The sequence below is a fragment of the Serratia sp. CY74737 genome (assembly GCF_052166775.1).
Taxonomy (GTDB): domain Bacteria; phylum Pseudomonadota; class Gammaproteobacteria; order Enterobacterales; family Enterobacteriaceae; genus Serratia; species Serratia ureilytica.
Window position 1 is genome coordinate 226,593 of sequence record NZ_JBJNOF010000007.1, and the last position, 25,370, is coordinate 251,962.

Genomic DNA, 25,370 nt, shown 5'->3' on the forward strand with positions numbered 1-25,370 from the left:
TCTTACCTCAATCTTTCGTTATCGCACTTCGTGTTTCAGGCTGCCGGTGAGAATACACAGCACGCCCATCAAATCCGCATGCCGGATCGCCACCTGCGCTTTTTCATACACTTTCGGTTTGGCGTGGTAGGCGATGCCCAGCCCCGCCGCCTGCATCATTTTCAAGTCGTTGGCGCCGTCGCCGATGGCCACGGTTTGCGCCAACGGGATCTCCAGCTTCTCCGCCAGCCGCAGCAGCGTATCGGCTTTGAACTGCGCGTCCACCACCGGCCCCAGCACTTCGCCGGTCAGCTTGCCGTCGCGGATCTCCAACTCGTTGGCCGCCGCCGCCACCAGCCGCAGCCGGTTGCGCAGGTATTCGGCGTAATAGGTGAAGCCGCCGGAGGCGATCGCCACATGCCAGCCCATCGCCTGCAGCTTGCCCACCAGGCTGGTCAGCCCCGGCATCAGCGGCAGCTCGTCGCGCACCTGCTTAAGGATGTTGGCGTCGGCCCCTTTCAGCGTGCCGACGCGCTGGCGCAGGCTGGCGGTGAAGTCCAGCTCGCCGCGCATCGCGCGTTCGGTCACTTCCGCCACCTGCTCGCCGACGCCCGCCAGCTTGGCGATCTCATCGATGCACTCGATCTCGATCGCCGTTGAATCCATGTCCATCACCAGCAGCCCCGGCGTGCGCAGGTGCGGGATTTTGCCGAGCGGCGCCACATCCAGCCCGCTCTCCGCCGCCAGCAGCTTGGCGCGCGGCGTCAAGGTGCCCGCCAGCCGCACCACCTGATAGTCGTCCACGCCCCAGGCGGTGACGATCACCATCGCCGCGCCCAGTTTGCGTTGGAATTGGGTAATGCGCGCCTTGTCCAGCTCCCTGCCGTATAACAGCCACCCGGTATTGCCCGCCCGGTAGTCCAGCGGCATCACTTCGTCGCCGCTGAGCGAAAGGGGAAGACCCGGCCATTGAGAGATCTCCGCCGGAAGATCGCAATAGGTCAGACTGTTTGACATCATTGACTCCTGAATGGACAAAAACGCTGCATGATAAAACGACGCATCAAGCTATCCTATCGCCAGCGGTTCTGGCAACATAAAGTGTCCCCGATGCCCAAGGAACCTGCATGGCTCGCGCTAAACTGAAATTTCGCCTGCACCGCACCGCTATTATCCTGATTTGCCTGGCTTTGCTGGTGCTGCTGATGCAGGGCGCCTCTTATTTTAGCCTGAGTCACCAAATGGCGCGATCCGAGCAGGTTGAAGAGCTGGCGCAGACGCTGACCAAACAGGTCGCCTACAGCCTGGCGCCGCTGCTGGACGACGACGGCAACAATCCGCGCATCGACGCCATCCTCAAGCAGCTCACCGATCACAGCCGCATTCTCGACGTCAGCGTGTATCAGCTGGACGGCACGCTGGTCTCCCACGCCGGGGAACAGATAAGTATACGCGATCGCCTGTCGCTCGACGGCAAACGCGCCGGCAGCTACTTCAACCACCAGTTGGTCGAATCCATTCAGGGCAAAGACGGCCCGATCGGCTTTATCCGCATCACCCTCGACACCCACGTGCTGGCGACCGAATCCAAACAGGTGGACAACACCACCAACCTGCTGCGCCTGATGATCCTGCTGGCGCTGGCGATCGGCATCATTCTGGCGCGTACCCTGCTGCAACACCGCCGCAGCCGCTGGCAGCAGTCGCCCTACCTGTTGACCGCCAACACACCACTGGAAGAAGGCAATACGGTGGAAGACGATGAAGACGATACGCCGGAGAAAAAACAGGAAGCGCCTAAGCAGGGGTAATTCAGGCCAGGCGTTGAATGCGTTCGTGCCGTTTTCTTGTCCTTTCGCTGAATAGATTGTCCGTAACAACGGGCTCCACATCCAATTGAAAGGTAAATCGTTAGCCAAAAACGGCCGTGCGGAGTGAATAGATTGACGGGCGGGCGTCGCCATGACGACGCCCGCCGCGGTATTACGCTTTGTCGCCCAGCAGCACGGATTCTAGCGCGATAACGATCATTTCGTTAAAGGTGGTCTGGCGTTCCGCCGCCGTGGTCGCTTCGTGACGCAGGATGTGGTCGGACACGGTGCAGATGGTCAGCGCCTTACAGCCGAACTCTTCGTACAGCTCCGCCGCCACGCCGTAAATGCCGGCCGCTTCCATTTCCACACCCAGGATGCCGTACTTCTTCATCACCTGGAACATGTCCGGATCCGGGGTGTAGAACAGATCGGCGGAGAAGATGTTGCCCACGCGCGCCGGGATGCCCTGCGCCGCCGCCGCGTCGACCGCGTTGCGCACCATGTCGAAGTCGGCGATCGCCGCGTAGTCGTTGTCCTTGAAGCGCAGACGGTTCACCTTGGAGTCGGTGCACGCGCCCATGCCGATCACCACGTCGCGCAGTTTGATATCGTCACGCACCGCGCCGCAGGACCCCACGCGAATGATCTTCTTCACGCCGAATTCGGCGATCAGCTCGCGCGCGTAGATGGAGCAGGACGGAATGCCCATGCCGTGGCCCATTACGGAGATGCGGCGGCCTTTGTAGGTGCCGGTGAAGCCCAACATGCCGCGCACGTTGTTCACTTCCACCGCGCCTTCCAGGAAGGTTTCGGCGATGTATTTTGCGCGCAGCGGGTCGCCCGGCATCAGTACTACGTCAGCGAAATCACCCATCTCAGCATTAATGTGCGGCGTAGCCATAATTTTCTTCCTTTAGAAATCTTATTTAATAAAAACGTCAAACGTCCAAGCCTTGAATTTCGAGTTGCAGCCAGGCAGCTGGCGGGGGAATCCCCAGGAGCTTACTTGAGTAAGCGACTGGGGTTCACGCGTGAAGCTAACAACGCTGCGGCTTGAAAGACAGGGCTTAGAACAGGGTCTTACCGTAATCCATCGGCGACAGGCCAAAGTAACTGGCGACGGTCTGGCCGATGTCGGCGAAGGTCTCGCGGTGGCCCAGTGAACCCGGTTTCACTTTCGGGCCGTAAACCAGCACCGGAATGTGCTCGCGGGTGTGGTCGGTGCCGCTCCAGGTCGGATCGCAGCCATGGTCGGCGGTGAAGATGATGATGTCTTCGTCTTTCACCAGCTTCAGCAGTTCCGGCAGGCGGCGGTCGAACAGCTCCAGCGCGGCGGCGTAGCCCGCCACGTCGCGACGGTGACCGTAGGAGGAGTCGAAGTCCACGAAGTTGGTGAACACGATGGTGTTGTCGCCGGCCTTTTCCATTTCGATCAGGGTCGCGTCGAACAGCGCGTCGATGCCGGTCGCCTTCACCTTCTTGGTGATGCCGACGTTGGCATAGATGTCGGCGATTTTACCGATCGACACCACTTCGCCGCCCTTCTCGTCCACCAGCTTTTTCAGCACGGTCGGCGCCGGCGGCTCTACCGCCAGATCGTGGCGATTGCCGGTGCGCTGGAAGTGGCCCGGCTTGTCGCCGACGAACGGACGCGCGATCACGCGGCCGATGTTGTAACCGCCTTCGGTCAGCTCTTCACGCGCGATTTCGCACAGCTCATACAGGCGCTCCAGGCCGAAGGTCTCTTCGTGACAGGCGATCTGGAATACCGAGTCGGCGGAGGTGTAGAAAATCGGCTTGCCGGTTTTCATGTGCTCTTCACCCAACTGATCGAGGATCACGGTGCCGGATGAGTGGCAGTTGCCCAGGTAGCCCGGCAGATTGGCGCGCTCCACCAGCTTATCCAGCAGCGCCTGCGGGAAGCTGTTGTGCTCGTCCTTGAAGTAGCCCCAGTCGAACAGCACCGGCACGCCGGCGATTTCCCAGTGGCCCGACGGCGTGTCTTTACCGGAAGAGAGCTCGCTGGCGTAGCCGTAGGCGCCGATGATGTCGGCGTTGCGATCCAGCCCCTGCGGGAAGTTGCCGGTCGACTCTTCCGCCGCTTTGCCGAGGCCCAGACGGCTCAGGTTAGGCAGCGTCAGCGGGCCCTGACGGCCCACGTTGGCCTCACCGCGCGCGCAAACCTCGGCGATGTGGCCCAGGGTGTCGGAACCCTGATCGCCAAAACGTTCGGCGTCTTCGCTGGCGCCGATGCCGAAGGAGTCCAATACCATAATAAATGTGCGTTTCATCTGTGCTCTCCTGCGTGTTCTCACGCTATTGCGACCGCAAAACTGCAATCGCCCTTATTCTCTAAATTTATACCCAATGGATTTCAAGTTGTAGCTAGGCGGCTAGCGCGTGTATCCCCAGGAGCTTACTCAAGTAAGTGACTGGGGTGCACGCGTGCAGCCAACAACGCTACGGCTTGAAAGACGAGGGTCATCACGCTTGAGTGATGCGCTTATACACCACCGGCGTCGCCTCCGGCGCCTTATCGCTCAGCGTCATTGCGCTGCGCACCGCATCGGCCGCCTGCTGCCAGCTCTCTTCATCGTTGGCGTGGATCATCGCCAGCGGCTGCTGGGAATCCGCCGTATCGCCCAGGCGCGCCATCTCGGTCAGGCCGACGCTGTAATCGATGGCGTCGCTCGCCCGACGGCGGCCGCCGCCCAACGACACCACCGCCATGCCCAGCGCACGGGTATCCATGGCGCTGATGATGCCCGGCTTTTCAGCATACACCGGCTTGCTCAGCGTTGCCGCCGGCAGATAGCTATCGTAGCGTTCGACGAAGTCTATCGGACCCTGCTGCGCCGCCACCATGCGGCCAAACACCTCCGCCGCCTTGCCGTTATCCAGCACCGCCTGCAGCTTGGCGCGCGCGTCGGCCTCATCTTGTGCCAGGCCGCCGGACAACAGCATCTCTACGCTCAGCGCCAGCGTCACTTCCAGCAGGCGCGGGTTGCGGTATTCGCCGGTCAGGAAGCGCACCGCTTCGCGCACTTCCACCGCGTTGCCGGCGCTGGAAGCCAGCACCTGATTCATGTCGGTCAGCAGCGCGGTGGTCTTGCAGCCCGCGCCGTTGGCCACGCCGACGATCGCCTGCGCCAAATCTTGCGACAGGGCATAGGTCGGCATAAAGGCGCCGGAGCCGACCTTCACGTCCATCACCAGCGCATCCAACCCTTCCGCCAGCTTCTTGGCCAGAATGGAGGCGGTGATCAGCGGGATAGAATCCACGGTGGCGGTGATATCGCGGGTGGCGTAAAAACGCTTGTCCGCCGGCGCCAGCGAGCTGGTCTGGCCGATGATCGCCACGCCGACGTCCTGAATGATTTTGCGGAAGGCGTTATCGTCCGGGAAAATATTGAAGCCCGGAATGGCTTCCAGTTTGTCCAGCGTGCCGCCGGTATGCCCCAGGCCGCGGCCGGAGATCATCGGCACATAGCCGCCGCAGGCCGCCACCATCGGGCCGAGCATCAGCGAAGTCACGTCGCCCACGCCGCCGGTCGAGTGCTTGTCGACGATCGGGCCGTTCAGCGCCAAACTCTTCCAGTCCAGCACGGTGCCGGAATCGCGCATCGCCATGGTGAGCGCCACGCGCTCCGGCATGCTCATGTCATGGAAATAAATGGTCATCGCCAGCGCGGCGATCTGCCCTTCCGACACCACATTGTCGCGAATGCCGTTGATGAAAAAGCGGATTTCCGCTTCGCTTAACGGCTGGCCGTCGCGTTTTTTACGAATAATTTCTTGAGCCAGGAACAAGGCATCCCCCTGTGTCGCCGAGAGTCGGTGCAGACGGGCGCGCCTGGCACCCGCCAACGATATCGATCAGTAGCCGCCGCCGGCGGTCTGGGTTTGGTGGCCCAGCGCGGCCAGCAAGCTGGCCAGCAGGCTGGAAGCGCCAAAGCGGAAATGCCGCGCGTCGGCCCACCCTTCGCCCAGAATACGATCGGCAAGTTGCAGATAATGCAGCGCGTCTTCCGCGGTGCGCACGCCGCCGGCCGGCTTGAAGCCCACCGTCTTCGCCACGCCCATATCGCGGATCACCGACATCATCAGCTCGGCGCTCTCCAGGGTGGCGTTGACCGGCACCTTGCCGGTGGAGGTCTTGATAAAGTCGGCGCCGGCCTTGATGGCGATCTCGGACGCCTTGCGGATCAGATCGGCCTGCTTCAGCTCACCGGTTTCGATGATCACTTTCAGCAGCACGTTAGCCGCCTGGCAAGCCTGTTTGCACTGTTTCACCAGCTCGAAACCGACCTGTTCGTTGCCGGCGATCAGCGCGCGGTAAGGGAACACCACGTCCACTTCATCCGCCCCATAGGCGATGGCCGCGCGGGTTTCCGCCAGCGCGATGTCGATATCGTCGTTGCCATGCGGGAAGTTGGTCACGGTGGCGATACGGATGTCCGGCGTGCCTTGCTCGCGCAGCGCCTTACGCGCCACCGGGATAAAACGCGGGTAGATGCAGATGGCCGCCGTGTGGCCGGCCGGGCTGTTGGCCTGACGACAGAGGGCGATCACTTTCTCGTCGGTGTCATCATCGTTCAGCGTGGTTAAATCCATCAAGTTCAGCGCACGTTGCGCTGCTGCGGTTAATTCGGTCATAAAACTCTCCAACTGAGTACCTGGGTGTTGGCGAGCGGACTTGGTTCCATGAAGATAGCGCAGGGGAACGGCGTTCCCGCGGCGGCAACTGAGATCCTTCTCACCGCACATGGCCACCCGCCTTGCGGCCGGCCAGTAATAGCTATTTGAACACGAATGCCGGGGGCGATTCGCGTTCATCGTCACACTATATGAAATAGCACTGTAACAGACCGGAATTATATGTGAAGAACATCACAAAATAACGCGATATCGTTCACAAATTCGCTAAAGAAGCGGCTGAAGATCGCGGATGCGGCGAACACCCGCGTTGCTTAGAGTATAGGCGGAGTCCCGCGATCGGTCGCGCCGTCGCGGGCTCAGCGAGGGCTTACAGCGCCAGGAAGAAGCCGGCGATGGTGGCGCTCATCAGGTTGGACAGCGTGCCCGCCGCCACGGCCTTCAGACCGAAACGCGCGATGTCATGGCGACGATTGGGCGCCATGCTGCCCAAACCGCCCAGCAGGATCGCCACCGAGGAGAGGTTGGCAAAACCGCACAGCGCAAAGGAGATGATCGCCTTGGTGTGCGTTGACAGCACCTGCAGGCCTTCCGCCGCCACCACATCGTCCGGGCGCAGATAGGCGCCGAAGTTCATATAGGCGACAAACTCATTGACGATGATCTTCTGGCCGATAAACGAACCGGCGGTCATCGCTTCACTCCACGGCACGCCAATCAGGAAGGCGATCGGCGAGAACACCCAGCCGAGGATCAGCTCGAGCGACAGCTGCGGGTAGTCGAACCAGCCGCCGATGCCGCCGAGAATGCCGTTGAGCAAGGCGATCAGCGCGATAAACGCCAGCAGCATCGCGCCGACGTTCAGCGCCAGCTGCATGCCGGAAGCCGCGCCGGAAGCCGCCGCGTCGATCACGTTGGCAGGACGATCCTCTTCGGCGATCAGCTTCATCGCATCGTCTTTATCGTGGGTCTGCTCGGTTTCCGGCACCATCAGCTTGGCGAACAGCAGCCCGCCCGGCGCGGCCATGAAGGACGCGGCGATCAGGTATTCCAGCGGCACGCCCATCTGCGCGTATCCCGCCAGCACCGAACCGGCCACCGAAGCCAGGCCGCCGCACATCACGGCGAACAGTTCTGACTGGCTCATGGTGGCGATATACGGACGCACCACCAGCGGCGCTTCGGTCTGGCCGACGAAAATGTTGGCGGTCGCCGACAGCGATTCGGTGCGCGAGGTGCCCAGCAGCTTGTGCAGGCCGCCGCCCAGCACGCGGATCACCAACTGCATGATGCCGAGGTAGTACAGCACCGCAATCAGCGAGGAGAAGAACACGATCACCGGCAGGACGCGCAGCGCGAACACGAAGCCGCCGCCGCCGAACACTTCGAACATCTTGTCGGACACCAGCCCGCCGAAGATGAACGAAATGCCCTGATTTCCGTAAGCGATAACGTTTGCCACGCCGTTAGACATACTGCCGAGGATGCTGCGGCCCAGCGGCACGTACAGCACCAGCGCGCCGATACCGACCTGAATGATGAACGCCCACACCACGGTGCGCAGTTTGATGGCCCGACGGTTGCTGGAGAGCAGCACCGCAATGGCGATCAGCACCGCCATCCCGACCAGACTCATGATGAGTTGCATGCAAAGTTTCCCTGTTGCAAAAAATAAAATACATCCCTGCTCATGAAGAGAGGTCTGCTATTGGAGTGTTTCGGGGGGATTATACTGAGCGAGGTCACCCTCGCACCGATTTATGTCACAAATGTATACAACGAGACGCAAATGAAAATCTTATAACGTGACGCAAGTCACGTTATGCAGACCTCAATTCGGCATGGCGAACAGCGCTTGGGTATTGCGTTGCAGGTGGGCGGCGATCTCGTCGGCCGGTTCCGGCCGCAGTTCGCACAGCGCGTGAAACACCTCGGCGGCGCGCTCGGGGCGGTTCGGCTGCCCCTGATAGCCGGCCAGCGGCATGTCCGGCGCATCGGTCTCCAGCAGCAGCGCCTCAAGCGGCAGCTGTGCCATCACGGCGCGCGTTTTCTGCGCCCGCTCATAGGTGATGGTGCCGCCCACGCCAATGTAATAGCCGAGGCGGATAAACGCCTGCGCCTGCGACAGGCTGCCGGCAAAGCCGTGCACCACGCCGCGGCGCGGCAACTGCATGCGCCGCAGCGCGGCGGCCAGCTGGTCGTGGGTGCGGCGCGAATGCAGGATCACCGGCAGGTCATGCTGTTTCGCCAGCTTCAGTTGGGCCAGCAGCACGCTTTGCTGCCGCTCGAACTGTGGGTTATCCATATACAGATCGAGCCCGATCTCCCCCACCGCCACCAGCTTGTGCGGCCGTTCGGCCAGCAGCGCCGCCAACTGTTCCAACTGCGGCTCATGATGCTGCGCGATATACAGCGGGTGCAGCCCCAGTGCGGCAAACAGCGGCGCATGCTCCTGCGCCAGCCGCAACACCCGCGCGAAGCGATCGGCGGTGACCGTCGGGACGATGATGCGCTTTACGCCGGCGCTTGCCGCCCGCGCCAGGCTCTCGGCCTCATGCTCGGTAAAGGGCGGGAAATCGAAATGGCAGTGGGTGTCGGTAAAGGCGTAACTCACAGCGCGCCCCCTTCACCCGGCGGCAGATCGCCCGGCAGGATGATTTTCGGCGCCGCTACCGCGGCCTCCGGCTGCGCCGCCCGCTCGGTGGGCATGGCGATGTCGGTCACGATCGGCGAAGGCATTCTGACGTTCTCCGGCTGGATCAGGCGGCGCGACAACGCTTTTCGTACCTTCATGCCGTCGGGCTCCTGCTGCGCCATCCACTGGCCGACGGTGGCCAGGAAGTAGCGGCCGCAGCGGCGCCCCAGGTGATAATCCTGATTGAGCGCCCCCAATCGGCTACCCAGCGCATTGCTGGCCAGCGGCTTCGGCGGAAAAATCTCGAAGATGCGCAGCTTGCCCGGCGGCTTTTCGATAAAGCGCTGGATGCGGTGATAGCTTTGCTCGTGATGCTGCAGGATGCGCACCATCTGCTGCAGGCTGCTGTCGCTCAGCCAATGCTCCATGCGCTTCATCCACTGCGGGGTGTAGTACATTTGCGAAGGCACGGTGCGGATCACCACGATGGTGTCGGCGCCGCGGCGATAGGCCTCTTCCACCGGGATCGCATCGCTGATGCCGCCGTCCTGATAGCTGACGCCGTCCAACTCCACGCCCTGACGGTAGAAGCCGGGAATGGCGCTGGACGCCTTGATGGCCGGCAGCCAGCGTTCGCGCTGCGCCGGCAGATAGGTCGGTTCGAAATCGTCGCTGCGGCAGGCGCACAGCAGGAATTCGCGCCCGTCGGTAAAATGCTGTTCCGCCACGTCCATCGCCAGCGGCATCTGCGCCGCCGCCGTATCAACCAGCCAATCGAGATCGATCAGATGCCCGCCGCGCACGAAGCGCAGCGGATTGAAGAACTGTGCCGAAGTGGTGTAACGGGTGATCACCCGGCGCGCGTAGCCCATCTGCCCGCAGATATAGGCAGACAGATTCTGAGCGCCGGCCGATGTGCCGATCAGCAGATCGAAAGGGTTAAAGCCCGCGCGCTGAAACTCGTCCAGCACGCCGGCGGTGAAAATGCCGCGCTGGCCGCCGCCTTCGCAGACCAACGCCATTTTTCCTGGTCGAAAAGGTTTAGACGCCAGCGGTTCTATATTGCCGAGCGTGATGGGTATTCTGTATCCCAACTTGGCATCCTCAGTGAGACGTTTTCTCCGAGGATACCGCGTCTCGCTCTCTTCCGTAATCCTCTTGCAGCACGCCGACGAGGAAATCATTGCTGCCGGCCAACCAGGCACCATCGCTGCCGGACCATTCGGCCCAAGCCTGCCATACCTGACCTTTCAGCTGTTTCCAGCGCCCGACGATGATGTCGCTGTTCATGGCCGGCCCTCCCCGACGTGAGAAAAGGAATTAAGCTTTGTTACAGTTTGCAGGAAAATGCCGGCCGGCTAAGGGCGCCGACGGCCGGTGAACAGACTGACCAGGAACAGGATGATGCCGACAACGAACACGACTTTGGCGGCCCAGGCGGCGGTGCCCGCCAGCGAACCGAACCCCAGTGCCGCAGCGATAAGCGCGATGACTAAAAAGATAATGCCCCAACGAAACATAAGCTTCTCCTTACCATTGTGAAAAAATTCGCTGCCGTCTACCGCCCCGACAACGGGACATCGACGGCAAATCAGTTTCTTTTTTTGGTGGTACACGTCGGGCCGCCTTGACGGCCCGACAGATACGGCTTGTTGTTACTTGTTACGGGCGCCTGGCGGGATTACTGCTTGACCACCAGGTCGTTTTTCACGCTTTTCACGCCGTCGATAGCCTTGGCGATGCTTTCGGCACGCTCAGACTGCGCCTGCGTTTTCACTTCACCGGAAAGCTGCACCACGCCATCGGTGGTTTCCACTTTCACATTGCGCGACGGCACGATGTCATCGGCCAGCAGCTTGGCTTTCAGCTCGCTGGTGGTGGCGGTGTCGCCGGCATACGATTTGATCGACTGGTTGGCTTCATCTTTCACGTGCAGCTTGTCGCTGACGGTTTTGACGCCTTCCACCTTGCCGGCAACCGCAACCGCATGCTCTGCCTGCGCCTGGCTGCCGACAAACCCGCTCAGGATCACGGTGCCTTTTTCGGTTTTCACCGAAATGTCAGTGCTTTTGATGCTCTTATCGTCCACCAATGCACTTTTAACTTTAGCCGTTATCGCGCTGTCATCCATGTAACCGTCAACTTTTTTCATGGAGCTATCGATTTTGGCACCGGCACTGTCCGCGGCGTTAGACGCCTTGTTGAGCAGACTGTCTTCGGCCAGCGCAGTGCCGCTCACCAAAGCAGAACCCAAAACAACAGCCATCAGCGAGTGTGCAAATTTGGTCTTTTTCATCGATCTCTTCCTTTTGTTGGGGGCCCTAGCGCCAGAGCGCCGGAACCCTTCAGCCGCCTTCACGCGGCCTCTCGGTAAATACTTCATCATCGCTATACGATTAAGCGTTCACGACAGGAATATTGCAACCGCCGTGCCAACTCCATAAACACCTTAAAAATCAAACAAAAAAAGCGTTGAGTCGGATTTTTAATCAAAAAACTGTCGCCTATTGACGACAGACCAAGTGACACGAAACGATAAAACAGTCATCTCATTGATATTTAAGGAAACAGACTGTCTCCTATCGGCAACACATCAGAATAACTCACCAAACAATCAGCGTATTACAGTGATTTACTCTCAAGCAATGTGCGGACATCTCGTTAAAGATAGACCATGCGGCGGAAAACGCAGGCCAATCGCGTCTCGCCTGGGCGACATCGATTCGCAGGATAAAATATGAGGAAGATTTATTAATTAGCGGAGTGAGAATACGGGGAATTGGCAGGGCGCACCGGGCGCCCTGCCGATGTATCAGTGTTCGCGGGTCTTGCGGAAGGTCACGTCAGGATAGCGTTCCTGCGTCAGGTTGAGGTTCACCATGGTCGGCGCGATATAGGACAGGTTGTCCCCACCGTCCAACGCCAGGTTGATCTCGTTCTTGCGCTTGAACTCTTCGAACTTCTTCACGTCGTCGCATTCGACCCAGCGCGCCGTCGACACGTTGACCGACTCATACAGCGCTTCCACGTTGTACTCGCTCTTCAAACGCGCCACGACCACGTCGAACTGCAGCACGCCGACCGCGCCGACGATCAAATCGTTGTTGGCGATCGGGCGGAACACCTGCACCGCGCCCTCTTCCGACAGCTGCACCAGCCCCTTCAGCAGCTGTTTCTGCTTCAGCGGATCGCGCAGGCGAATGCGGCGGAACAGTTCAGGCGCGAAGTTCGGGATGCCGGTGAACTTCATGTCTTCACCCTGAGTGAAGGTATCGCCGATCTGGATGGTGCCATGGTTGTGCAGACCGATGATGTCACCCGGATAGGCTTCTTCCACGTGCGAACGGTCGCCGGCCATAAAGGTCAGCGCGTCGGAGATCACCACGTCTTTGCCGGTGCGCACCTGACGCAGCTTCATGCCCTTCTCGTAACGGCCGGACACCACGCGCATAAAGGCCACGCGGTCGCGGTGCTTCGGATCCATGTTGGCCTGGATCTTGAACACAAAGCCGGTGAATTTCTCTTCCGCCGCCGTCACTTCACGGGTGTCGGTTTTGCGCGGCATCGGCGCCGGCGCCCAGGCCACCAGGCCGTCCAGCATATGATCCACGCCGAAGTTGCCGAGTGCGGTACCGAAGAACACCGGGGTCAGCTCGCCGCTCAGGAACGCCGCCTGATCGAACTCGTGGGAAGCGCCCTGCACCAGCTCCAGCTCATCGCGCAGCTGCGCCGCCAGATCTTCGCCTACGGCGACATCCAGCTCCGGGTTGTTCAGGCCTTTGACGATGCGCACTTCCTGAATGGTGTGGCCTTTACCGGTCTGGTACAGGTAGGTTTCATCCTTGTACAGGTGGTAAACGCCTTTAAACAGCTTGCCGCAGCCGATCGGCCAGGTGATAGGCGAACAGGCGATTTTCAGTTCGCGCTCGACTTCGTCCATCACTTCCATCGGATCGCGGATGTCGCGGTCCAGCTTGTTCATGAAGGTCAGGATCGGCGTGTCGCGCAGACGGGTGACTTCCATCAGCTTGCGGGTGCGATCCTCAACGCCCTTGGCGGCGTCGATCACCATCAGACAGCAGTCCACGGCGGTCAGGGTGCGATACGTATCTTCGGAGAAGTCCTCGTGCCCCGGGGTATCCAGCAGGTTGACCAGGCTGTCGCGATACGGGAACTGCATCACCGAGGTGGTGATCGAGATCCCACGCTGCTTTTCCATTTCCATCCAGTCGGATTTGGCGTGCTGGCTGGAGCCGCGGCCTTTTACCGTACCGGCAGTCTGGATCGCCTGTCCGAACAGCAGCACTTTTTCGGTAATGGTGGTTTTACCGGCATCGGGGTGCGAGATGATGGCGAAAGTTCTTCTTTTGGAGACTTCGCGGGCAAATTCACTAGGAGACATGGTTTTCAGGTTCTACGGTTAGTCCGCCCTGCGACATCATCAGAACGCGCCGATCGCGGCGCCGGGCAAAGCGGTGAATAAAAGATAACAGCCGGGCATTTTCGCCGATTTGCCAACCGGTGACAATCAATGCTTTTTCCGGCCGGGCTGATTACCCCAACGGCAGCGCCATCACGATCGCGTCTTCGCGGCCGTGGGCGCTCGGGTAATAATTGTGGCGCACGGTGACTTCGTTGAAACCGAGATCTTCATACAGCGCGATCGCCGCCTGGTTGGAGGCGCGGACTTCCAGCCACAGCGTAACCACGCCGCGGCTCTCCAGCTGTTCGATCAACGCGTTGAGCAGCAGGCGGCCAAAGCCCCGGCGCTGGTGCTGCGGATGAATGGCGATGTTGAACAGCGTGGCTTCGTCCAGCACGATCTGCGTGATGGCGAACCCCGCCATCTCCCCATCGGCGCTCAGCTTCAGGTTAAGGTAGCGATCGCCCTGATTGCTGGCAAAGGTGGTTTCCGTCCAGGGGAAAGCGTGGCTGGCTTGCTCAATGTTGAAGGCCGTGGCCAGGTCGGCCGCCGTCAGGGTAGAAATCGTGTTCATGATGACAAATCTGCTGCCAGAGGGCGCGTTTGGCCCCCGCGTCTTGGGAAAGCTCGGCCAGCGCCGGGCTGTGTAGCTGCGCGCCGGCGACCGCGAGCGGTTCCGTCACGCCCAGCCGCCAACTGTTGCATGCGGTCTCTTCAGGCAGCATCGCCACCTGTTCCGGCGTCAGGCTGTAGGTTTGCGCCGGCGTCAGCCCCAGGCTGCGCAGCACGTCGCAAAACAGCGGATCGTCGGGCGCCGGCAGCGTCTGCGCCACCACCAGCAGGCGCGTCTCGGGCGGCAGACTGACCGCCACTTCGCCCTGCAACACGCCCGGGCGGCGCAATGTCCACTGCGTAATACCCAGTTGTTGTAACAGCCAGTCGCGTTTTGATGCCATGCCGATTCCTACCCGTTGTGGTGCGCCATGCCTGCCATGCGCCGCGCTATGCTAACAAACCCGCGCAGCCCGCGCCAACAAACCCGTCGAACATATCGCCACAAAGCTCTATAATCCCCGGTCTCATTTCCAGGAGCCAATATCTGATGTCTGCATTAACCCCCGCCAGTGAAGTCATGCTGCGCCACAGTGATGAATTTATCGAACGCCGCGTGCTGTTTGCCGGCGACCTGCAGGACAGCCTGCCGGCCCAATTCGAGGCCGCGGACGTGCGCGTCCACACTCAGCAATACCATCACTGGCAGTTACTGAACCGGACGATGGGCGATAACGTGCAGTTCGGTTTGACCGTCGATCCCGCTTTCGTCGCCGACTGCGACACGCTGGTTTACTACTGGCCGAAGAGCAAGCAGGAAGCGCAATTCCAGCTGTGCAACCTCCTGGCGCTGCTGCCGGTGGGCGCGGACGTGTTCGTGGTCGGTGAAAACCGCAGCGGCGTGCGCAGCGCCGAGCCAACGCTGGAAGGCCACGTCACGCTGGTGAAAATCGACAGCGCGCGCCGCTGCGGCCTGTATCACGGCCGTCTGGACGCGCAGACCGAGTTCGACCTGAACGACTGGTGGGACAGCTATCAGCTGCACGATCTGGAAGTGAAAACGCTGCCGGGCGTATTCAGCCGCGACGGTCTGGACGTCGGCAGCTCGCTGCTGCTGTCGACGCTGGAAAAACACATGAAAGGCAAGGTGCTGGACATCGGCTGCGGCGCCGGCGTCATGGCCTCGGTAATGTCCAAGCTGTCGCCGAAAGTCAAATTGACCCTCAGCGACGTCAACGCCGCCGCGGTGGAATCCAGCCGCGCGACGCTGGCCGCCAACGGCATCGAAGGGGAAGTGATCGTCAGCAACGTTTACTCCGACATCACCGGCCGTTTCGACATGATCATCTCCAACCCGCCGTTCCACGACGGGCTGCAGACCAGCCTGACCGCCGCCGAAACCCTGATCCGCGGCGCGGTGAAGCACCTGCCGATCGGTGGCCAACTGCGCATTGTCGCCAACGCCTTCCTGCCATACCCGGACATTCTGGACGCCACCTTCGGCAGCCACGAAGTGCTGGCGCAGAACGGCCGCTTCAAGGTGTACCAGGCGACCGTCGGCCGTCCGCCGCGCGCGCCGAAGAAGAAATAATTCGCCGTTGGCGGAAAACGACAGAGCGCGGCCTGCAGGCCGCGCTTTTTTTAACCGTTGATGTAGGTCATCGACTCCGCGCCGTAGCGATCGCCGGCCGCCGCGCTCAGCGGGAACACCGCTTCAATCGCCGCCAGCTCAGCCGCGCTCAGCGTTATCTCCGCCGCCGCGACGTTCTCTTCCAGGTAACGACGGCGTTTGGTGCCGGGGATCGGCACGATGTGTTCCCCCTGCGCCAACACCCAGGCCAGCGCCAGCTGCGAAGGTTTAACGTCCTTCTGCGCCGCCAGCTCGCTCACCTTCTCCACCAGCGCCAGATTGCGGCTGAAGTTTTCCCCCTGGAAGCGCGGGTTGCTGCGGCGGAAGTCGTCCTCGGCCAGATCCTCCGGCCGCTGGATAGCGCCGGTGAGGAAACCGCGCCCTAACGGGCTGTAGGGCACAAAGCCGATGCCCAGGCGCTCGCAGGCCGCCAGCACGCCCTGCTCGGCGTCGCGCGTCCACAGCGAATATTCGGTCTGCAGCGCGGTGATCGGATGCACCTTGTGCGCCCGCTCCAGCGTGGCGACCGACGCCTCGCTCAGGCCGATGTGGCGGATCTTGCCTTCGCGGATCAGATCCGCCATCGTGCCCACGACGTCCTCGATCGGCACCTGCGGATCGACCCGGTGCTGATAATAAAGATCGATCTCCTCCACGCCCAAGCGCCGCAGGCTGCCCTCGACGGAGCGCCGGATATACTCGGGCCGGCTGCTGACGCCGCGTGCCGAAGGATCCGCCGGATCGCGCAGGATGCCGAACTTGGTGGCCAGGAACACCTGTTGCCGCTTGCCTTTGATCGCTTCCCCCACCAGCTCTTCGTTGGTGTGCGGGCCATACATGTCGGCGGTGTCGAGCAGCGTGACGCCCAGCTCCAGCGCCCGGTGCAGCGTGGCGATGGCTTCCTGCCGATCGGCGCCGGTGGAATAGAAGTCGCTCATGCCCATGCATCCCAACCCCAGGGCGGAGACGACGGGACCGTGGGAACCGAGTTTACGTTGTTGCATTGTGCTGCCCTCATGCGGTGAATGGATAACGCAGCAAAGTCTGGTTGTTTACGCGACAAAGATAAATAATGCAGATTGCACATCACTGTTCAAAAATCACCAACAATCCGGAGTGGACATGGATCAGGTTCAAGCCATGCGCATTTTTACCCGCATCGTCGAACTGGGCAGCTTCAGCCGGGCGGCCGAACGCCTGCAGCTGCCGCGCGCCACGGTCAGCAACGCGCTGAAACGGCTGGAACAGCGGCTGGGCGTACGCCTGCTGATCCGCACCACCCGCCAGGTGCAGGTGACCAGCGAAGGCAGTCTCTACTATCAACGCTGCGTGCAGTTGCTGGGCGCGCTGGAGGAGGCGGACACGCTGTTCAGCCACCATAAGCTGCAGCCGTCCGGCAAAGTGCGCATCGATATGCCCCATTCGCTGGCGCGCGAAGTCGTCATTCCGGCGCTGGACGACTTCTACCGGCGCTATCCCGACATCACGCTGGCGCTGGGCGCCAACGACACCCACGTCGATCTGCTGCGCGAAGGCGTGGACTGCGTGCTGCGCGCCTGGGAAACCGAAGACGACAGCCTGGTGGCGCGGCGCATCGCCCAGTTGCCGCAGGTCACCTGCGCTTCTCCCGCTTACCTGCAGGCCCACGGTACGCCGCTCGACATCGATAGCCTGACGCCGCACCGCGCGGTGGGGTATTTTTCGCTGGCCAGCAACCGCGATTACCCGCTGGAGTTTTGCCGCGGCGGCAAGCTGGAACTGCGCGAACTGCCCGCCCGGCTGAGCGTCAGCGGCGCCGACGCCTATATCGCCGGCGCGCGCGCCGGCATGGGATTGATACAGGCGGCGCGCTATTCGCTTGCCCCTTGGCTGGAACAGGGCGAACTGGTGGAAGTGCTGGCGGAAACGCCGCCTCCGCCGATGCCGATTTACATCATGTATCCGCCCGGCCGTTTCCTGGCGCCGCGGGTCAGAGTGTTGATTGATTGGCTGATTTGGCTGTTTGACCAGCAGAAAAGCGGCGATATGGCTGTTTTTCCAGCAAACGCCCGCAAAGCGGGGAAATAACTGTTGACGTGTCCGCCAAAATCTCTAGAATTCGCCTCCGTGGTAACGTTACTCCGGTAATGTTTCTGGTACGCGAAGGTGGCGGAATTGGTAGACGCGCTAGCTTCAGGTGTTAGTGTCCTTACGGACGTGAGGGTTCAAGTCCCTCTCTTCGCACCAAATAACCACATGATTTATATTGCACTCAGCATCGATGCGAAGGTGGCGGAATTGGTAGACGCGCTAGCTTCAGGTGTTAGTGTTCTTACGGACGTGAGGGTTCAAGTCCCTCTCTTCGCACCACGCTGGCGACGTAATATAAATCAAAGCAACAACATCGACTGTGCGAAGGTGGCGGAATTGGTAGACGCGCTAGCTTCAGGTGTTAGTGTCCTTACGGACGTGAGGGTTCAAGTCCCTCTCTTCGCACCAATTGATGATCTCCCTGGCAGTATCCTCGAAAAAATCCCAACGCATTGATGAATCACACGCTTAAGCGTGGTTTTGCCGTTTCCGGCGTTTCACCCGAAGCTGAAGTTCAGACTGACAGCCGCCAGGCCGCCCGCCAGCGCCATACAGGAAGGCAGCAGCAGATAGTGGCGCAGCCGGCTGTTGAACAGCATCACCAGCGTGGCCAACATCGCTATCACGATCAGGGTGCGTAACTGCACCATATCCAGGTCGATCAAGGCCAGCAGCGGCATCAGCGCACAAGGCAGCAAAACGCCCCAGGCGCTGGCCAGGCGATCCCCGAGGCACCAACTGACGCCCCACAGCCCGCACGCGGCAATCATGGCGGTGAGCATGACAACCCCCTTCAAGTGATAATGATAACCAATATCATATAACACTTTTTTGGCCGCCGCATCATTTTCACTGCGCTAACCAAACCCAGATGACACCAGCATGAAAAAATGATAATTTGACATAAGAAAATTCCTAGTCCTGTTTGCATGATAATAATCACAATCCTCAACCATGCAATTCAAGTGGATATTCGCGCCAAAGGAATGCTTCTCAACCTTAATTATTCGACAGAACGACTTTGCAAAGAGTGACCTCCGTATGAACGCCCGTTCTTATCAGGAATTACTGAACAGCAAGCAGCGCCTGGCATTATTTCTTTTTCTGATAATGAATGCCGCCTCTTCCGTATTTACATTATTGTTCCCTTTTAGGGATACGCCCTCATTTACCCTACCTTTATTATGTATACCACTATTTTGTCTGGCAGCAGCGCTATTGTCCCTGCAAACGCCACGCAAGTACTTGTGCAAACTCAACCTGTTCGCCGGCGTGCTCGGCCTGCTCTGGGCCGCACATATTTACGTTAAAAGTCAATATTGCCTACCGAATAACCAAGATTTTTTATTAATTAGTTTGTTTAGCATCTTTTTTATCAGCGCTATTTCCCTGACGGACAACTTTACCGCCTTTTGTTTACACGCCGTGCCTTCCGCAATGGTGATCCTGGCTTTAGACGGCATGCATAATACCCTGCGGATATTATTCACCACGCTATTACCTATTATCGCTTTCTCCATCCACCACCTGATGTTGAAACGCAGTGAAATCTTTACTCACGCGCTGGTGGCCAACCTGTATAACGAGCGAGATAAATTCAATAATTTGAGCATGATCGATCCTCTGACCGGCCTTTATAACCGGCGTGGGCTGGAGAATAAGATCACGATGCTGCTGGAACCGCAAACCGGCCGCCATTACGTGCTGTTGCTGGATATCGACCACTTCAAGGTCTATAACGACAGCTACGGCCACGCCATGGGCGATCGGGCGCTGGTGCAGGTAGCGGTCGCCATCCGCGATGCGGTGCGTTCGCGCGACATCGTGGTGCGTTACGGCGGGGAAGAATTTTTGGTGCTGCTGACCAATGTGCACGAAGGCTACGCGGCGCAGCTGGCCGAACGGGTACGCCAGCGCGTGGCGGAGCTGAACATCCCGCACGGCGCCAGTCCGCAGCACAGCGGCACGCTGACGCTCAGCGCCGGCATCTCCGCGCTGGAAAAACTGGACATCGAATCGGCGATAGGCGCAGCCGACGCCGCGCTCTATCTGGCGAAGCACAGCGGCCGCAACAATATTCAGCTGGCGCAAAACGTCGAGCCCGCCCTGCTGCAACCGCAGGAATTGACACGCTAAACGGTTTCCCAAATCGCCTTGCCCTGCCAGCGCCGTTCGATCGCCGCCAGAAACAGTTTCACTTTGGGGGAAAGATGGCGTCGGCTGGGATAGACGGCGCAGATCGGCGGCCCCGGGCGACAATAGCGTTCCAGCACCGGCACCAGCGTGCCGGCCGCCATCTGTTCACCGACCAGAAACGCCCCTACCTGACACAGACCGCCCCCGGCGACGGCCGCATCCCGCAATGCCTCGACGTTGTTGAAACGCATCCGGCCGCGCACCGGCTGTTCGTGCAGTTGGCCGTTAACCCGATAGCGCCAGGGCGCCGGCAATCCCTGGTGGCTGAAGACCAGCGTCTCGTGATCGCCCAGCGCCTCCGGTGTCGCAGGCGTGCCGTAGCGCGCCAGATAGTCTGGCGCCGCACAGGTGATCAGGCGGTGCGGCGCGAGCACCCGCCGCACCAGCCGACTGTCGTCGCTGCCGCCGACGCGGATCGCCACGTCGATACCGTCGCGTACCAAATCGCTGTAATCGTCGGAGAAGCTGACGTCGGCGTCCACCTCCGGCCACTGCGCCAAAAATTCCCGCAGAATCGGCAAAATATGCAACCGCCCCAACGAGACCGGCACATCCAGCCGCAGCCGCCCGCGCGGGGTTTGCCGCCGCGTATTGAGCGCCGCTTCTGCCTCTTCGGCCTGCGACAGGATGCGCTGCGCATATTCGTAAAACACCGCGCCGTCTTCGGTCTGGCTGACGCTGCGCGTGGTGCGCTGCAGCAGCCGGGTCGCCAATCGCGCCTCCAATCGGTTCACGCATTTGCCCGCCGCCGATCGGGAGATGCCCAGTCTCTCGGCCGCCAGCGTGAAGCTGCAGGCGTCGGCGACGCGAATGAATACCAGCAGGTCGGTCAGGTTATCCAACGGCATAGGCGGTAAATTAGCCACGATTTGTCCCCAATGTTGCGCATTCAGGCCAGTTTATCAGCCATTTTGGCGCGGATACACTGGGGTTCTTCATCTGTTGGGAGAGTCATTATGAGTGCCTTACACGCCGACGGCGGCGCAAAAGCGTGGCTGGCGACCTTCGCGGTCGGCCTGTCCACCTTTACCGTCGTCACCGCAGAAATGCTGCCCGTCGGGCTGCTGACCCCGATCGTCAGCACCCTGAACGCATCTATCGGCCGCGCCGGGCTGCTGATTTCCCTGCCGGCCCTGTTCGCCGCGCTGTTCGCCCCGCTGGTGGTGCTGGGTGCCCGGCGCACGGACCGCCGCAACCTGCTGGCGGGCTTTCTGCTGCTGCTGATCGCCGCTAACCTGCTGGCCGCCGCCGCCACCTCCCTGGCGCTGCTGTTCGCTGCGCGCATCCTGCTGGGCTTTTGCATCGGCGGTATCTGGGCCATCGCCGGCGGGCTGGCGGAACGCCTGGTGCCGCCGGCCTCCGTCGGATTGGCACTGTCCATCATCTTCGGCGGCGTAGCGGCGGCCTCGGTGTTCGGCGTGCCGCTCGGGGTATTCCTCGGCGAAGCGCTGGGCTGGCGCATGGCGTTTCTGGCGGTCGCCGTTCTGGCGGCGCTGACCCTGCTCCTGCTGGTGTGCGTGCTGCCGCCGCTGCCGGTCACGCAGGCGATCGGCTGGCGGTCGTTCACCGCGCAACGCACGAATCGCCGGCTGCTGACCGGGCTGCTGCTGACGTTTCTGCTGGTCGCCGGTCACTTTATGGCTTACACCTTTGTCCGTCCGCTGCTGCAGACGGTCTCCGGCATCGAGAGCCGCTGGGTGGGGCCGCTGCTGTTCGCCTACGGCATCGCCGGCCTCGTCGGGAATTTTATCGCCGGCCAGGCCGCCGCCAAACGACTGCGCCGCACCCTGGCGCTGATCGCCCTCGGGCTGGCGCTCGCCGTCCTGCTGCTGCCGCTGCTGGGCCACACGCCGCTGAGCGGCGGCGCCTTCCTGCTGCTGTGGGGCATCGCCTACGGCGGCGTTTCCGTTGCGCTGATGGCGTGGATGCTCAAGGCGGCGCCCGATGCGGCCGAGGTCGCCTCTTCACTGTATATCGCGCTGTTTAACCTGGCGATTTCCTGCGGTTCGCTGGTGGGCGGGCTGGTGGTGGATGCCGGCGGCCTGACGATAAACGGCGCGCTGTCCGGCCTGGTGCTGCTGCTGGCGTTGGCCATCCTGATGGGGACCCGGCGGCAGAGGCCGAAAACGGCGGCGAAAGCCGATTCGCCGCCGGGGTGAATCAGGCGCGGCGCTGCCGCAGGCCGTAAACCAACACCACCGCGAAACACAACAGCGGCAGCAGATAAGAGAGCGCGGTGCTGTAACGGTCGGCCAGCGCCCCCATAAAGTAAGGCATGATGGCGCCGCCGACGATCGCCATGATCATGAACGAGCTGGCGCGCTTGGTGTGCTTGCCCAGATTTTTCACCCCCAGGGCGAAAATGGTCGGGAACATGATCGACATAAAGAAGAACACCGCGATCAGCGCCACCACCGAGACGCCGTCGACGCTCAGCATTACCACACCGCACAGCGCAATGTTGATCAGCGCATAGACCGCCAGCAGCGTCGCCGGTTTGACCCGTCCCATCAGCCAGGTGCTGAAGAAGCGCCCGACCATAAAGCAGATCATGGCGATCGACAGCAGGTAAGAGGCGCTCTGGTTAGACACCTCGCGCCAGTGCTCGGTGGCGTAGTTGATGAAGAACGCCCCCACGCCCACCTGCGCCGCCACGTAGAAAAACTGCGTGATGACCCCGCCGACGAAATGCGGATGCTGCCACACCCCCTGCGCTATCACACCGTGCACCGGTTTTTCCTCTTCGCGGATCGCCGGCAGCCGGGTGCGGCTGAACAACAGCGCGATCAGCAACACCAGCGCGGCGATCGCCACATAGGTCATCTTCACCGCGCTCTGATCGCCGCCGCCGACGGACTGGCCGGCGGAGAAGAACAGCGTGCCGCCGATCAGCGGGCCGATAAACTGCCCGAGGCCGTTGAACGACTGCGCCAGGTTGAGCCGCCGTTCGGCGCCCTGCGCGTCGCCCAGCACCGTGGCGTACGGGTTGGCCGCCGTTTCCAGGCAGCCCAGGCCGCTGGCGATAACGAACAGCGCGAACAGGAAGACGCCGAAGCTGTTGGCCGACGCCGCCGGCACGAACAGCAGCGCGCCCAGTGCGTACAGGCACAACCCGACCAGAATGCCCGCCTTATAGCCCTTGCGATCCATAAAGTACCCGGCGGGCAGCGCCACCAGGAAATAGGCGCCGAAGTACGCCGCCTGCAGCAGCCCCGACTGCGCCTTGGTGACGTGCAACGTCTCCTGAAAATGTTTGTTTAATACATCCAGCAGGCCATAGGACAGCCCCCACATGAAGAACAGGCTGGTGACCAGGATAAAGGCCCAGCGCAGATTGGCGGTCACGGGGACGCCCGGCTGCGCGGAGGCCGCACTTTTTTCAGCAAGCATGGTGATACCCTCGTATCGTTTGGCGATGATGATGTTGGCGTTATTGCTGTTGCAGAGAGAAAATCCGCGCCATTTCCACCCATTTTTCGCCCTGCGGCGTCCAGGGGGTGGCGGCCTGGTAGTGCCACATCAGCGCTTCCCATCGCTGTACTTCGGGGTTGTTCAGGCTGGCGGCGTCAAAACGCGCGGCGTCGAAATCGGCGCTGACCTCCACGATCATGAACAGCCGGGTGCCCAACCGGTAAATCTCCATGTCCAGAATGCCGTGCTCGCGCAAATGCGCGGCGATGCCCGGCCAAATGCGCTGATGATGCTGCTGGTACTCCGCAATCAGCGCCGGCGAGTCAATCAGATCGAGCGCCTGGCAGAAACGGCGCCGCCCTGCCGCCGCGCCGCTCACGTCAGCGCCCGATCGAGATGCAGGTAGCCGCCGTCCACCGACAGCCACTGTCCGGTGGTGTGTGATGACCGCGACGACAGCAGAAACGCCACGGTATCGGCGATCTCCTGCGGCGTGGTCATGCGCTGTCCGAGCGGAATGCGCGCGGTGATTTTCTCCATCTGCCGCTGCGGCTCGGCGAAGGTGTTGAGCCAGCGCTGGTACTGCGGGGTGATCACCTCCGCCGGCACCACCGCGTTCACCCGCACCCCCTCATGGCGCAGCGATACCGCCCATTCGCGCGTCAGCGCCAGCACCGCGCCCTTGGCGGCGGTGTAGCCGCTGGTGCCGCCCTGGCCGCTGAGCGCGGTCTTGGAGGCGATGTTGACGATGGCGCCCCGGCTCTCCCGCAGCGCCGCCTGGCACAGGTGCGCCATCAGGTAGTAGTGCACCAGGTTCTTTTCCAGCGAGCCGACGAACGCCTCGCGCCCCGCCTCCAGCCCGACGCCGTCATTGACCCCGGCGTTATTCACCAGTCCGTCGATGCGGCCGAAGGTCGCCAGCGTCTGGCTGACCGCCCGGCGGCAGGCCGCCTCGTCGCACAATTCGGTGAGGATCACCCCGGTGCGCGGCTGCAACCGCTGCAAATCAGCCAGCAGCGCCGCCTCCGGCGCGGCGTTGGTAACCAGCACCGGGATCGCCCCTTCCTCGGCCAGCACATGAGCAATCGCCGCGCCGATGCCGGCACCGCCGCCGGTGACCAGCACCACCTTATCTTGCAGATACAGATCCATAACCAGACTCCGTTAACCCGTAAATTCGCCAGGCGGTGTCGCCCCAAATCGCCGCCTGCTCGGCGGCCCCCAGCGTCGCCAGCGCCCGTTCGCACAGTTGCACCACCTGGCGGTAGTCGCCGGCCAGCAGGCACACCGGCCAGTCGGAGCCGAACATCAGCCGCTGCGGGCCGAACGCCTCCAGCGCGGCATCGAAGAACGGCAGCAGTTCTTCCGCGCGCCACCGGCCACCCGGCGCCTCGGTGATCAGCCCCGAGAGCTTGCAGGCCACGTGCGGCAGCGCCGCCAACGGCCGGATTTGCTGCGCCCAGTGCCGCGCGCCGCGCGCGATGTCCGGCTTGCCGAGGTGATCCAGCACCAGCCAGTGTTGGTCGTGGCGGCCGGCAAACGCCGCCGCGGCCGCCAGATCCCGGTGCGTCACCAGGATCTCGTACACATACCCGGCGCGCTGCAGCGTTTGCATGCCGCGATCCACCTCCGGCCGCGCCAGCCAGGCCGCCGGATCCGCTTCGTCCTGCACCTGATGACGCACCCCGCGCAGCGCGCTGTAAGGCCGCCAGGCCTCCAGACGCTGCGCCAGCTGCGGCGCGGCGATATCCAACCAGCCCACCACGCCGCATACGCCCTCGCTCTGCTCAGCCAGCGCCAGCAGGGCCAGCGTCTCGTCCTCGCTGGGGCGCGCCTGCACCGCCAGCGCGCCGTCGAAGCCGTGTTCCTGCAACAGCGGCCGCAGCCGGGGCGGATCGAAATCCTGTCGCAGCACGCGCATCCGCTCGTCGATCCACGGGTAGTGCTGCGGGTGGTAGCGCCAGTAGTGCTGGTGAGCGTCGATGCGCGGCATGCGATCCTCCC

26 protein-coding genes and 3 tRNA genes are annotated in these 25,370 nt (G+C 61.7%); 8 read left to right on the top strand and 21 right to left on the bottom strand.

Annotation, left to right across the window (positions count from 1 at the left end; translation table 11 throughout):
• Positions 1-18 precede the first annotated feature (18 nt).
• The gene (gene serB, locus ACJ8PE_RS12360) at positions 19-996 is read right to left on the bottom strand and encodes a phosphoserine phosphatase (RefSeq protein ID WP_033641797.1); all 978 of its coding nucleotides are present in this window, start codon (positions 994-996) and stop codon (positions 19-21) included.
• 110 nt (positions 997-1,106) lie between these two features.
• On the opposite strand from serB, the gene ACJ8PE_RS12365 reads away from it, so the two are divergent.
• Complete coding sequence (locus tag ACJ8PE_RS12365; protein WP_197793050.1) at positions 1,107-1,790, top strand: YtjB family periplasmic protein; 684 nt, start codon at positions 1,107-1,109, stop codon at positions 1,788-1,790.
• Positions 1,791-1,962: 172 nt separating this feature from the next.
• On the opposite strand, the gene deoD is transcribed toward ACJ8PE_RS12365, so the two are convergent.
• The 13 genes from deoD to ACJ8PE_RS12430 all read right to left on the bottom strand — a co-directional run bounded on the left by deoD (position 1,963) and on the right by ACJ8PE_RS12430 (position 14,463).
• Entirely contained in the window at positions 1,963-2,694 is a 732-nt protein-coding gene (gene deoD / locus ACJ8PE_RS12370; protein WP_004933059.1) for a purine-nucleoside phosphorylase, read from the bottom strand.
• A gap of 166 nt (positions 2,695-2,860) precedes the next feature.
• Positions 2,861-4,084 carry a phosphopentomutase gene (gene deoB, locus ACJ8PE_RS12375; RefSeq protein ID WP_042783657.1) on the bottom strand — a complete coding sequence of 408 codons (1,224 nt, stop codon included), beginning with the start codon at positions 4,082-4,084 and terminating at the stop codon, positions 2,861-2,863.
• Between the two features lie 193 nt (positions 4,085-4,277).
• Entirely contained in the window at positions 4,278-5,603 is a 1,326-nt protein-coding gene (deoA, locus tag ACJ8PE_RS12380; RefSeq protein ID WP_033641794.1) for a thymidine phosphorylase, read from the bottom strand.
• A 66-nt stretch (positions 5,604-5,669) separates the two neighbouring features.
• Positions 5,670-6,449, bottom strand: a complete 780-nt coding sequence (gene deoC, locus ACJ8PE_RS12385; RefSeq protein ID WP_033641793.1) for a deoxyribose-phosphate aldolase — start codon at positions 6,447-6,449, stop codon at positions 5,670-5,672.
• A 370-nt stretch (positions 6,450-6,819) separates the two neighbouring features.
• Positions 6,820-8,097, bottom strand: coding sequence for a NupC/NupG family nucleoside CNT transporter (locus tag ACJ8PE_RS12390; RefSeq protein WP_004933076.1), 1,278 nt, complete (start codon positions 8,095-8,097; stop codon positions 6,820-6,822).
• A 183-nt stretch (positions 8,098-8,280) separates the two neighbouring features.
• On the bottom strand, positions 8,281-9,063 hold the full coding sequence (locus tag ACJ8PE_RS12395) for a TatD family hydrolase (RefSeq protein WP_197761353.1): 783 nt from the start codon (positions 9,061-9,063) through the stop codon (positions 8,281-8,283).
• The gene (locus ACJ8PE_RS12400; protein ID WP_033651706.1) at positions 9,060-10,178 is read right to left on the bottom strand and encodes a patatin-like phospholipase family protein; all 1,119 of its coding nucleotides are present in this window, start codon (positions 10,176-10,178) and stop codon (positions 9,060-9,062) included. The genes ACJ8PE_RS12395 and ACJ8PE_RS12400 overlap by 4 nt, the downstream gene beginning before the upstream one ends.
• 10 nt (positions 10,179-10,188) lie before the next feature.
• A complete protein-coding gene (locus ACJ8PE_RS12405) occupies positions 10,189-10,374 on the bottom strand; it encodes a CsbD family protein (protein ID WP_004933086.1) in 186 nt (61 codons plus the stop codon).
• 68 nt (positions 10,375-10,442) lie between these two features.
• Complete coding sequence (locus ACJ8PE_RS12410; protein WP_004933089.1) at positions 10,443-10,604, bottom strand: DUF1328 domain-containing protein; 162 nt, start codon at positions 10,602-10,604, stop codon at positions 10,443-10,445.
• Positions 10,605-10,765: 161 nt separating this feature from the next.
• Positions 10,766-11,380 carry a molecular chaperone OsmY gene (gene osmY / locus ACJ8PE_RS12415; protein WP_033641790.1) on the bottom strand — a complete coding sequence of 205 codons (615 nt, stop codon included), beginning with the start codon at positions 11,378-11,380 and terminating at the stop codon, positions 10,766-10,768.
• 516 nt (positions 11,381-11,896) lie between these two features.
• The gene (gene prfC, locus ACJ8PE_RS12420; RefSeq protein WP_033641789.1) at positions 11,897-13,486 is read right to left on the bottom strand and encodes a peptide chain release factor 3; all 1,590 of its coding nucleotides are present in this window, start codon (positions 13,484-13,486) and stop codon (positions 11,897-11,899) included.
• Between the two features lie 151 nt (positions 13,487-13,637).
• Positions 13,638-14,081, bottom strand: coding sequence for a ribosomal protein S18-alanine N-acetyltransferase (rimI, locus tag ACJ8PE_RS12425; protein ID WP_197793630.1), 444 nt, complete (start codon positions 14,079-14,081; stop codon positions 13,638-13,640).
• The gene (locus ACJ8PE_RS12430) at positions 14,026-14,463 is read right to left on the bottom strand and encodes a DNA polymerase III subunit psi (protein WP_046688207.1); all 438 of its coding nucleotides are present in this window, start codon (positions 14,461-14,463) and stop codon (positions 14,026-14,028) included. The genes rimI and ACJ8PE_RS12430 overlap by 56 nt, the downstream gene beginning before the upstream one ends.
• A 146-nt stretch (positions 14,464-14,609) precedes the next feature.
• On the opposite strand from ACJ8PE_RS12430, the gene rsmC reads away from it, so the two are divergent.
• The gene (gene rsmC, locus ACJ8PE_RS12435) at positions 14,610-15,650 is read left to right on the top strand and encodes a 16S rRNA (guanine(1207)-N(2))-methyltransferase RsmC (protein ID WP_060434174.1); all 1,041 of its coding nucleotides are present in this window, start codon (positions 14,610-14,612) and stop codon (positions 15,648-15,650) included.
• Positions 15,651-15,700: 50 nt separating this feature from the next.
• Here rsmC and ACJ8PE_RS12440 read toward each other — a convergent pair whose 3' ends face one another.
• A complete protein-coding gene (locus ACJ8PE_RS12440) occupies positions 15,701-16,693 on the bottom strand; it encodes an aldo/keto reductase (protein WP_072626692.1) in 993 nt (330 codons plus the stop codon).
• A gap of 118 nt (positions 16,694-16,811) precedes the next feature.
• Here ACJ8PE_RS12440 and ACJ8PE_RS12445 point away from each other — a divergent pair, with 118 nt between their 5' ends.
• The 4 genes from ACJ8PE_RS12445 (at position 16,812) to ACJ8PE_RS12460 (ending at position 18,167) form a co-directional block, all read left to right on the top strand.
• Complete coding sequence (locus tag ACJ8PE_RS12445) at positions 16,812-17,756, top strand: LysR family transcriptional regulator (protein WP_033651709.1); 945 nt, start codon at positions 16,812-16,814, stop codon at positions 17,754-17,756.
• A 72-nt stretch (positions 17,757-17,828) separates the two neighbouring features.
• A tRNA-Leu gene (locus tag ACJ8PE_RS12450) sits at positions 17,829-17,915 on the top strand.
• A 36-nt stretch (positions 17,916-17,951) separates the two neighbouring features.
• Positions 17,952-18,038 (top strand) — tRNA-Leu (locus tag ACJ8PE_RS12455).
• A gap of 42 nt (positions 18,039-18,080) precedes the next feature.
• Positions 18,081-18,167, top strand: a tRNA-Leu gene (locus tag ACJ8PE_RS12460).
• A gap of 89 nt (positions 18,168-18,256) precedes the next feature.
• Here the strand turns inward: ACJ8PE_RS12460 and ACJ8PE_RS12465 are convergent.
• Positions 18,257-18,541 (bottom strand): DUF1435 domain-containing protein, encoded by a 285-nt coding sequence (locus ACJ8PE_RS12465; protein WP_033641783.1) that lies wholly within the window; start codon positions 18,539-18,541, stop codon positions 18,257-18,259.
• 259 nt (positions 18,542-18,800) lie between these two features.
• Here ACJ8PE_RS12465 and ACJ8PE_RS12470 point away from each other — a divergent pair, with 259 nt between their 5' ends.
• On the top strand, positions 18,801-19,895 hold the full coding sequence (locus tag ACJ8PE_RS12470) for a GGDEF domain-containing protein (protein ID WP_197793654.1): 1,095 nt from the start codon (positions 18,801-18,803) through the stop codon (positions 19,893-19,895).
• Here the strand turns inward: ACJ8PE_RS12470 and ACJ8PE_RS12475 are convergent.
• Complete coding sequence (locus ACJ8PE_RS12475) at positions 19,892-20,803, bottom strand: LysR family transcriptional regulator (RefSeq protein ID WP_404769020.1); 912 nt, start codon at positions 20,801-20,803, stop codon at positions 19,892-19,894. The two genes, ACJ8PE_RS12470 and ACJ8PE_RS12475, sit on opposite strands and share 4 nt — an antisense overlap.
• A gap of 108 nt (positions 20,804-20,911) precedes the next feature.
• On the opposite strand from ACJ8PE_RS12475, the gene ACJ8PE_RS12480 reads away from it, so the two are divergent.
• Positions 20,912-22,114, top strand: coding sequence for an MFS transporter (locus tag ACJ8PE_RS12480; RefSeq protein WP_072626690.1), 1,203 nt, complete (start codon positions 20,912-20,914; stop codon positions 22,112-22,114).
• 1 nt (position 22,115) lies between these two features.
• On the opposite strand, the gene fucP is transcribed toward ACJ8PE_RS12480, so the two are convergent.
• From fucP to ACJ8PE_RS12500, 4 genes are read right to left on the bottom strand one after another with little or no spacing between them, the layout of a single operon-like run.
• Positions 22,116-23,345: an L-fucose:H+ symporter permease gene (fucP, locus tag ACJ8PE_RS12485; protein WP_197761339.1), complete on the bottom strand. Its 1,230-nt coding sequence runs from the start codon at positions 23,343-23,345 to the stop codon at positions 22,116-22,118.
• 40 nt (positions 23,346-23,385) lie between these two features.
• Positions 23,386-23,745 carry an L-rhamnose mutarotase gene (locus tag ACJ8PE_RS12490; protein WP_015376547.1) on the bottom strand — a complete coding sequence of 120 codons (360 nt, stop codon included), beginning with the start codon at positions 23,743-23,745 and terminating at the stop codon, positions 23,386-23,388.
• Positions 23,742-24,518 (bottom strand): SDR family oxidoreductase, encoded by a 777-nt coding sequence (locus tag ACJ8PE_RS12495; protein ID WP_197761335.1) that lies wholly within the window; start codon positions 24,516-24,518, stop codon positions 23,742-23,744. Before ACJ8PE_RS12495 ends, ACJ8PE_RS12490 begins: the two co-directional genes overlap by 4 nt.
• Complete coding sequence (locus ACJ8PE_RS12500) at positions 24,496-25,359, bottom strand: amidohydrolase family protein (RefSeq protein ID WP_197793632.1); 864 nt, start codon at positions 25,357-25,359, stop codon at positions 24,496-24,498. Before ACJ8PE_RS12500 ends, ACJ8PE_RS12495 begins: the two co-directional genes overlap by 23 nt.
• Positions 25,360-25,370 lie beyond the last annotated feature (11 nt).

Coding starts and splice junctions, on each gene's coding strand:
- ACJ8PE_RS12475 (WP_404769020.1), bottom strand. CDS start 20,803: ATGCCGTTGGATAACCTGACCGACCTGCTGGTATTCATTCGCGTCGCC.
- ACJ8PE_RS12495 (WP_197761335.1), bottom strand. CDS start 24,518: ATGGATCTGTATCTGCAAGATAAGGTGGTGCTGGTCACCGGCGGCGGT.
- ACJ8PE_RS12440 (WP_072626692.1), bottom strand. CDS start 16,693: ATGCAACAACGTAAACTCGGTTCCCACGGTCCCGTCGTCTCCGCCCTG.
- ACJ8PE_RS12480 (WP_072626690.1), top strand. CDS start 20,912: ATGAGTGCCTTACACGCCGACGGCGGCGCAAAAGCGTGGCTGGCGACC.
- prfC (WP_033641789.1), bottom strand. CDS start 13,486: ATGTCTCCTAGTGAATTTGCCCGCGAAGTCTCCAAAAGAAGAACTTTC.
- ACJ8PE_RS12465 (WP_033641783.1), bottom strand. CDS start 18,541: ATGCTCACCGCCATGATTGCCGCGTGCGGGCTGTGGGGCGTCAGTTGG.
- ACJ8PE_RS12500 (WP_197793632.1), bottom strand. CDS start 25,359: ATGCCGCGCATCGACGCTCACCAGCACTACTGGCGCTACCACCCGCAG.
- rsmC (WP_060434174.1), top strand. CDS start 14,610: ATGTCTGCATTAACCCCCGCCAGTGAAGTCATGCTGCGCCACAGTGAT.
- deoD (WP_004933059.1), bottom strand. CDS start 2,694: ATGGCTACGCCGCACATTAATGCTGAGATGGGTGATTTCGCTGACGTA.
- osmY (WP_033641790.1), bottom strand. CDS start 11,380: ATGAAAAAGACCAAATTTGCACACTCGCTGATGGCTGTTGTTTTGGGT.
- ACJ8PE_RS12445 (WP_033651709.1), top strand. CDS start 16,812: ATGGATCAGGTTCAAGCCATGCGCATTTTTACCCGCATCGTCGAACTG.
- ACJ8PE_RS12365 (WP_197793050.1), top strand. CDS start 1,107: ATGGCTCGCGCTAAACTGAAATTTCGCCTGCACCGCACCGCTATTATC.
- ACJ8PE_RS12405 (WP_004933086.1), bottom strand. CDS start 10,374: ATGAACAGCGACATCATCGTCGGGCGCTGGAAACAGCTGAAAGGTCAG.
- ACJ8PE_RS12410 (WP_004933089.1), bottom strand. CDS start 10,604: ATGTTTCGTTGGGGCATTATCTTTTTAGTCATCGCGCTTATCGCTGCG.
- ACJ8PE_RS12470 (WP_197793654.1), top strand. CDS start 18,801: ATGAACGCCCGTTCTTATCAGGAATTACTGAACAGCAAGCAGCGCCTG.
- rimI (WP_197793630.1), bottom strand. CDS start 14,081: ATGAACACGATTTCTACCCTGACGGCGGCCGACCTGGCCACGGCCTTC.
- ACJ8PE_RS12430 (WP_046688207.1), bottom strand. CDS start 14,463: ATGGCATCAAAACGCGACTGGCTGTTACAACAACTGGGTATTACGCAG.
- ACJ8PE_RS12390 (WP_004933076.1), bottom strand. CDS start 8,097: ATGCAACTCATCATGAGTCTGGTCGGGATGGCGGTGCTGATCGCCATT.
- fucP (WP_197761339.1), bottom strand. CDS start 23,345: ATGCTTGCTGAAAAAAGTGCGGCCTCCGCGCAGCCGGGCGTCCCCGTG.
- serB (WP_033641797.1), bottom strand. CDS start 996: ATGTCAAACAGTCTGACCTATTGCGATCTTCCGGCGGAGATCTCTCAA.
- deoB (WP_042783657.1), bottom strand. CDS start 4,084: ATGAAACGCACATTTATTATGGTATTGGACTCCTTCGGCATCGGCGCC.
- deoC (WP_033641793.1), bottom strand. CDS start 6,449: ATGACCGAATTAACCGCAGCAGCGCAACGTGCGCTGAACTTGATGGAT.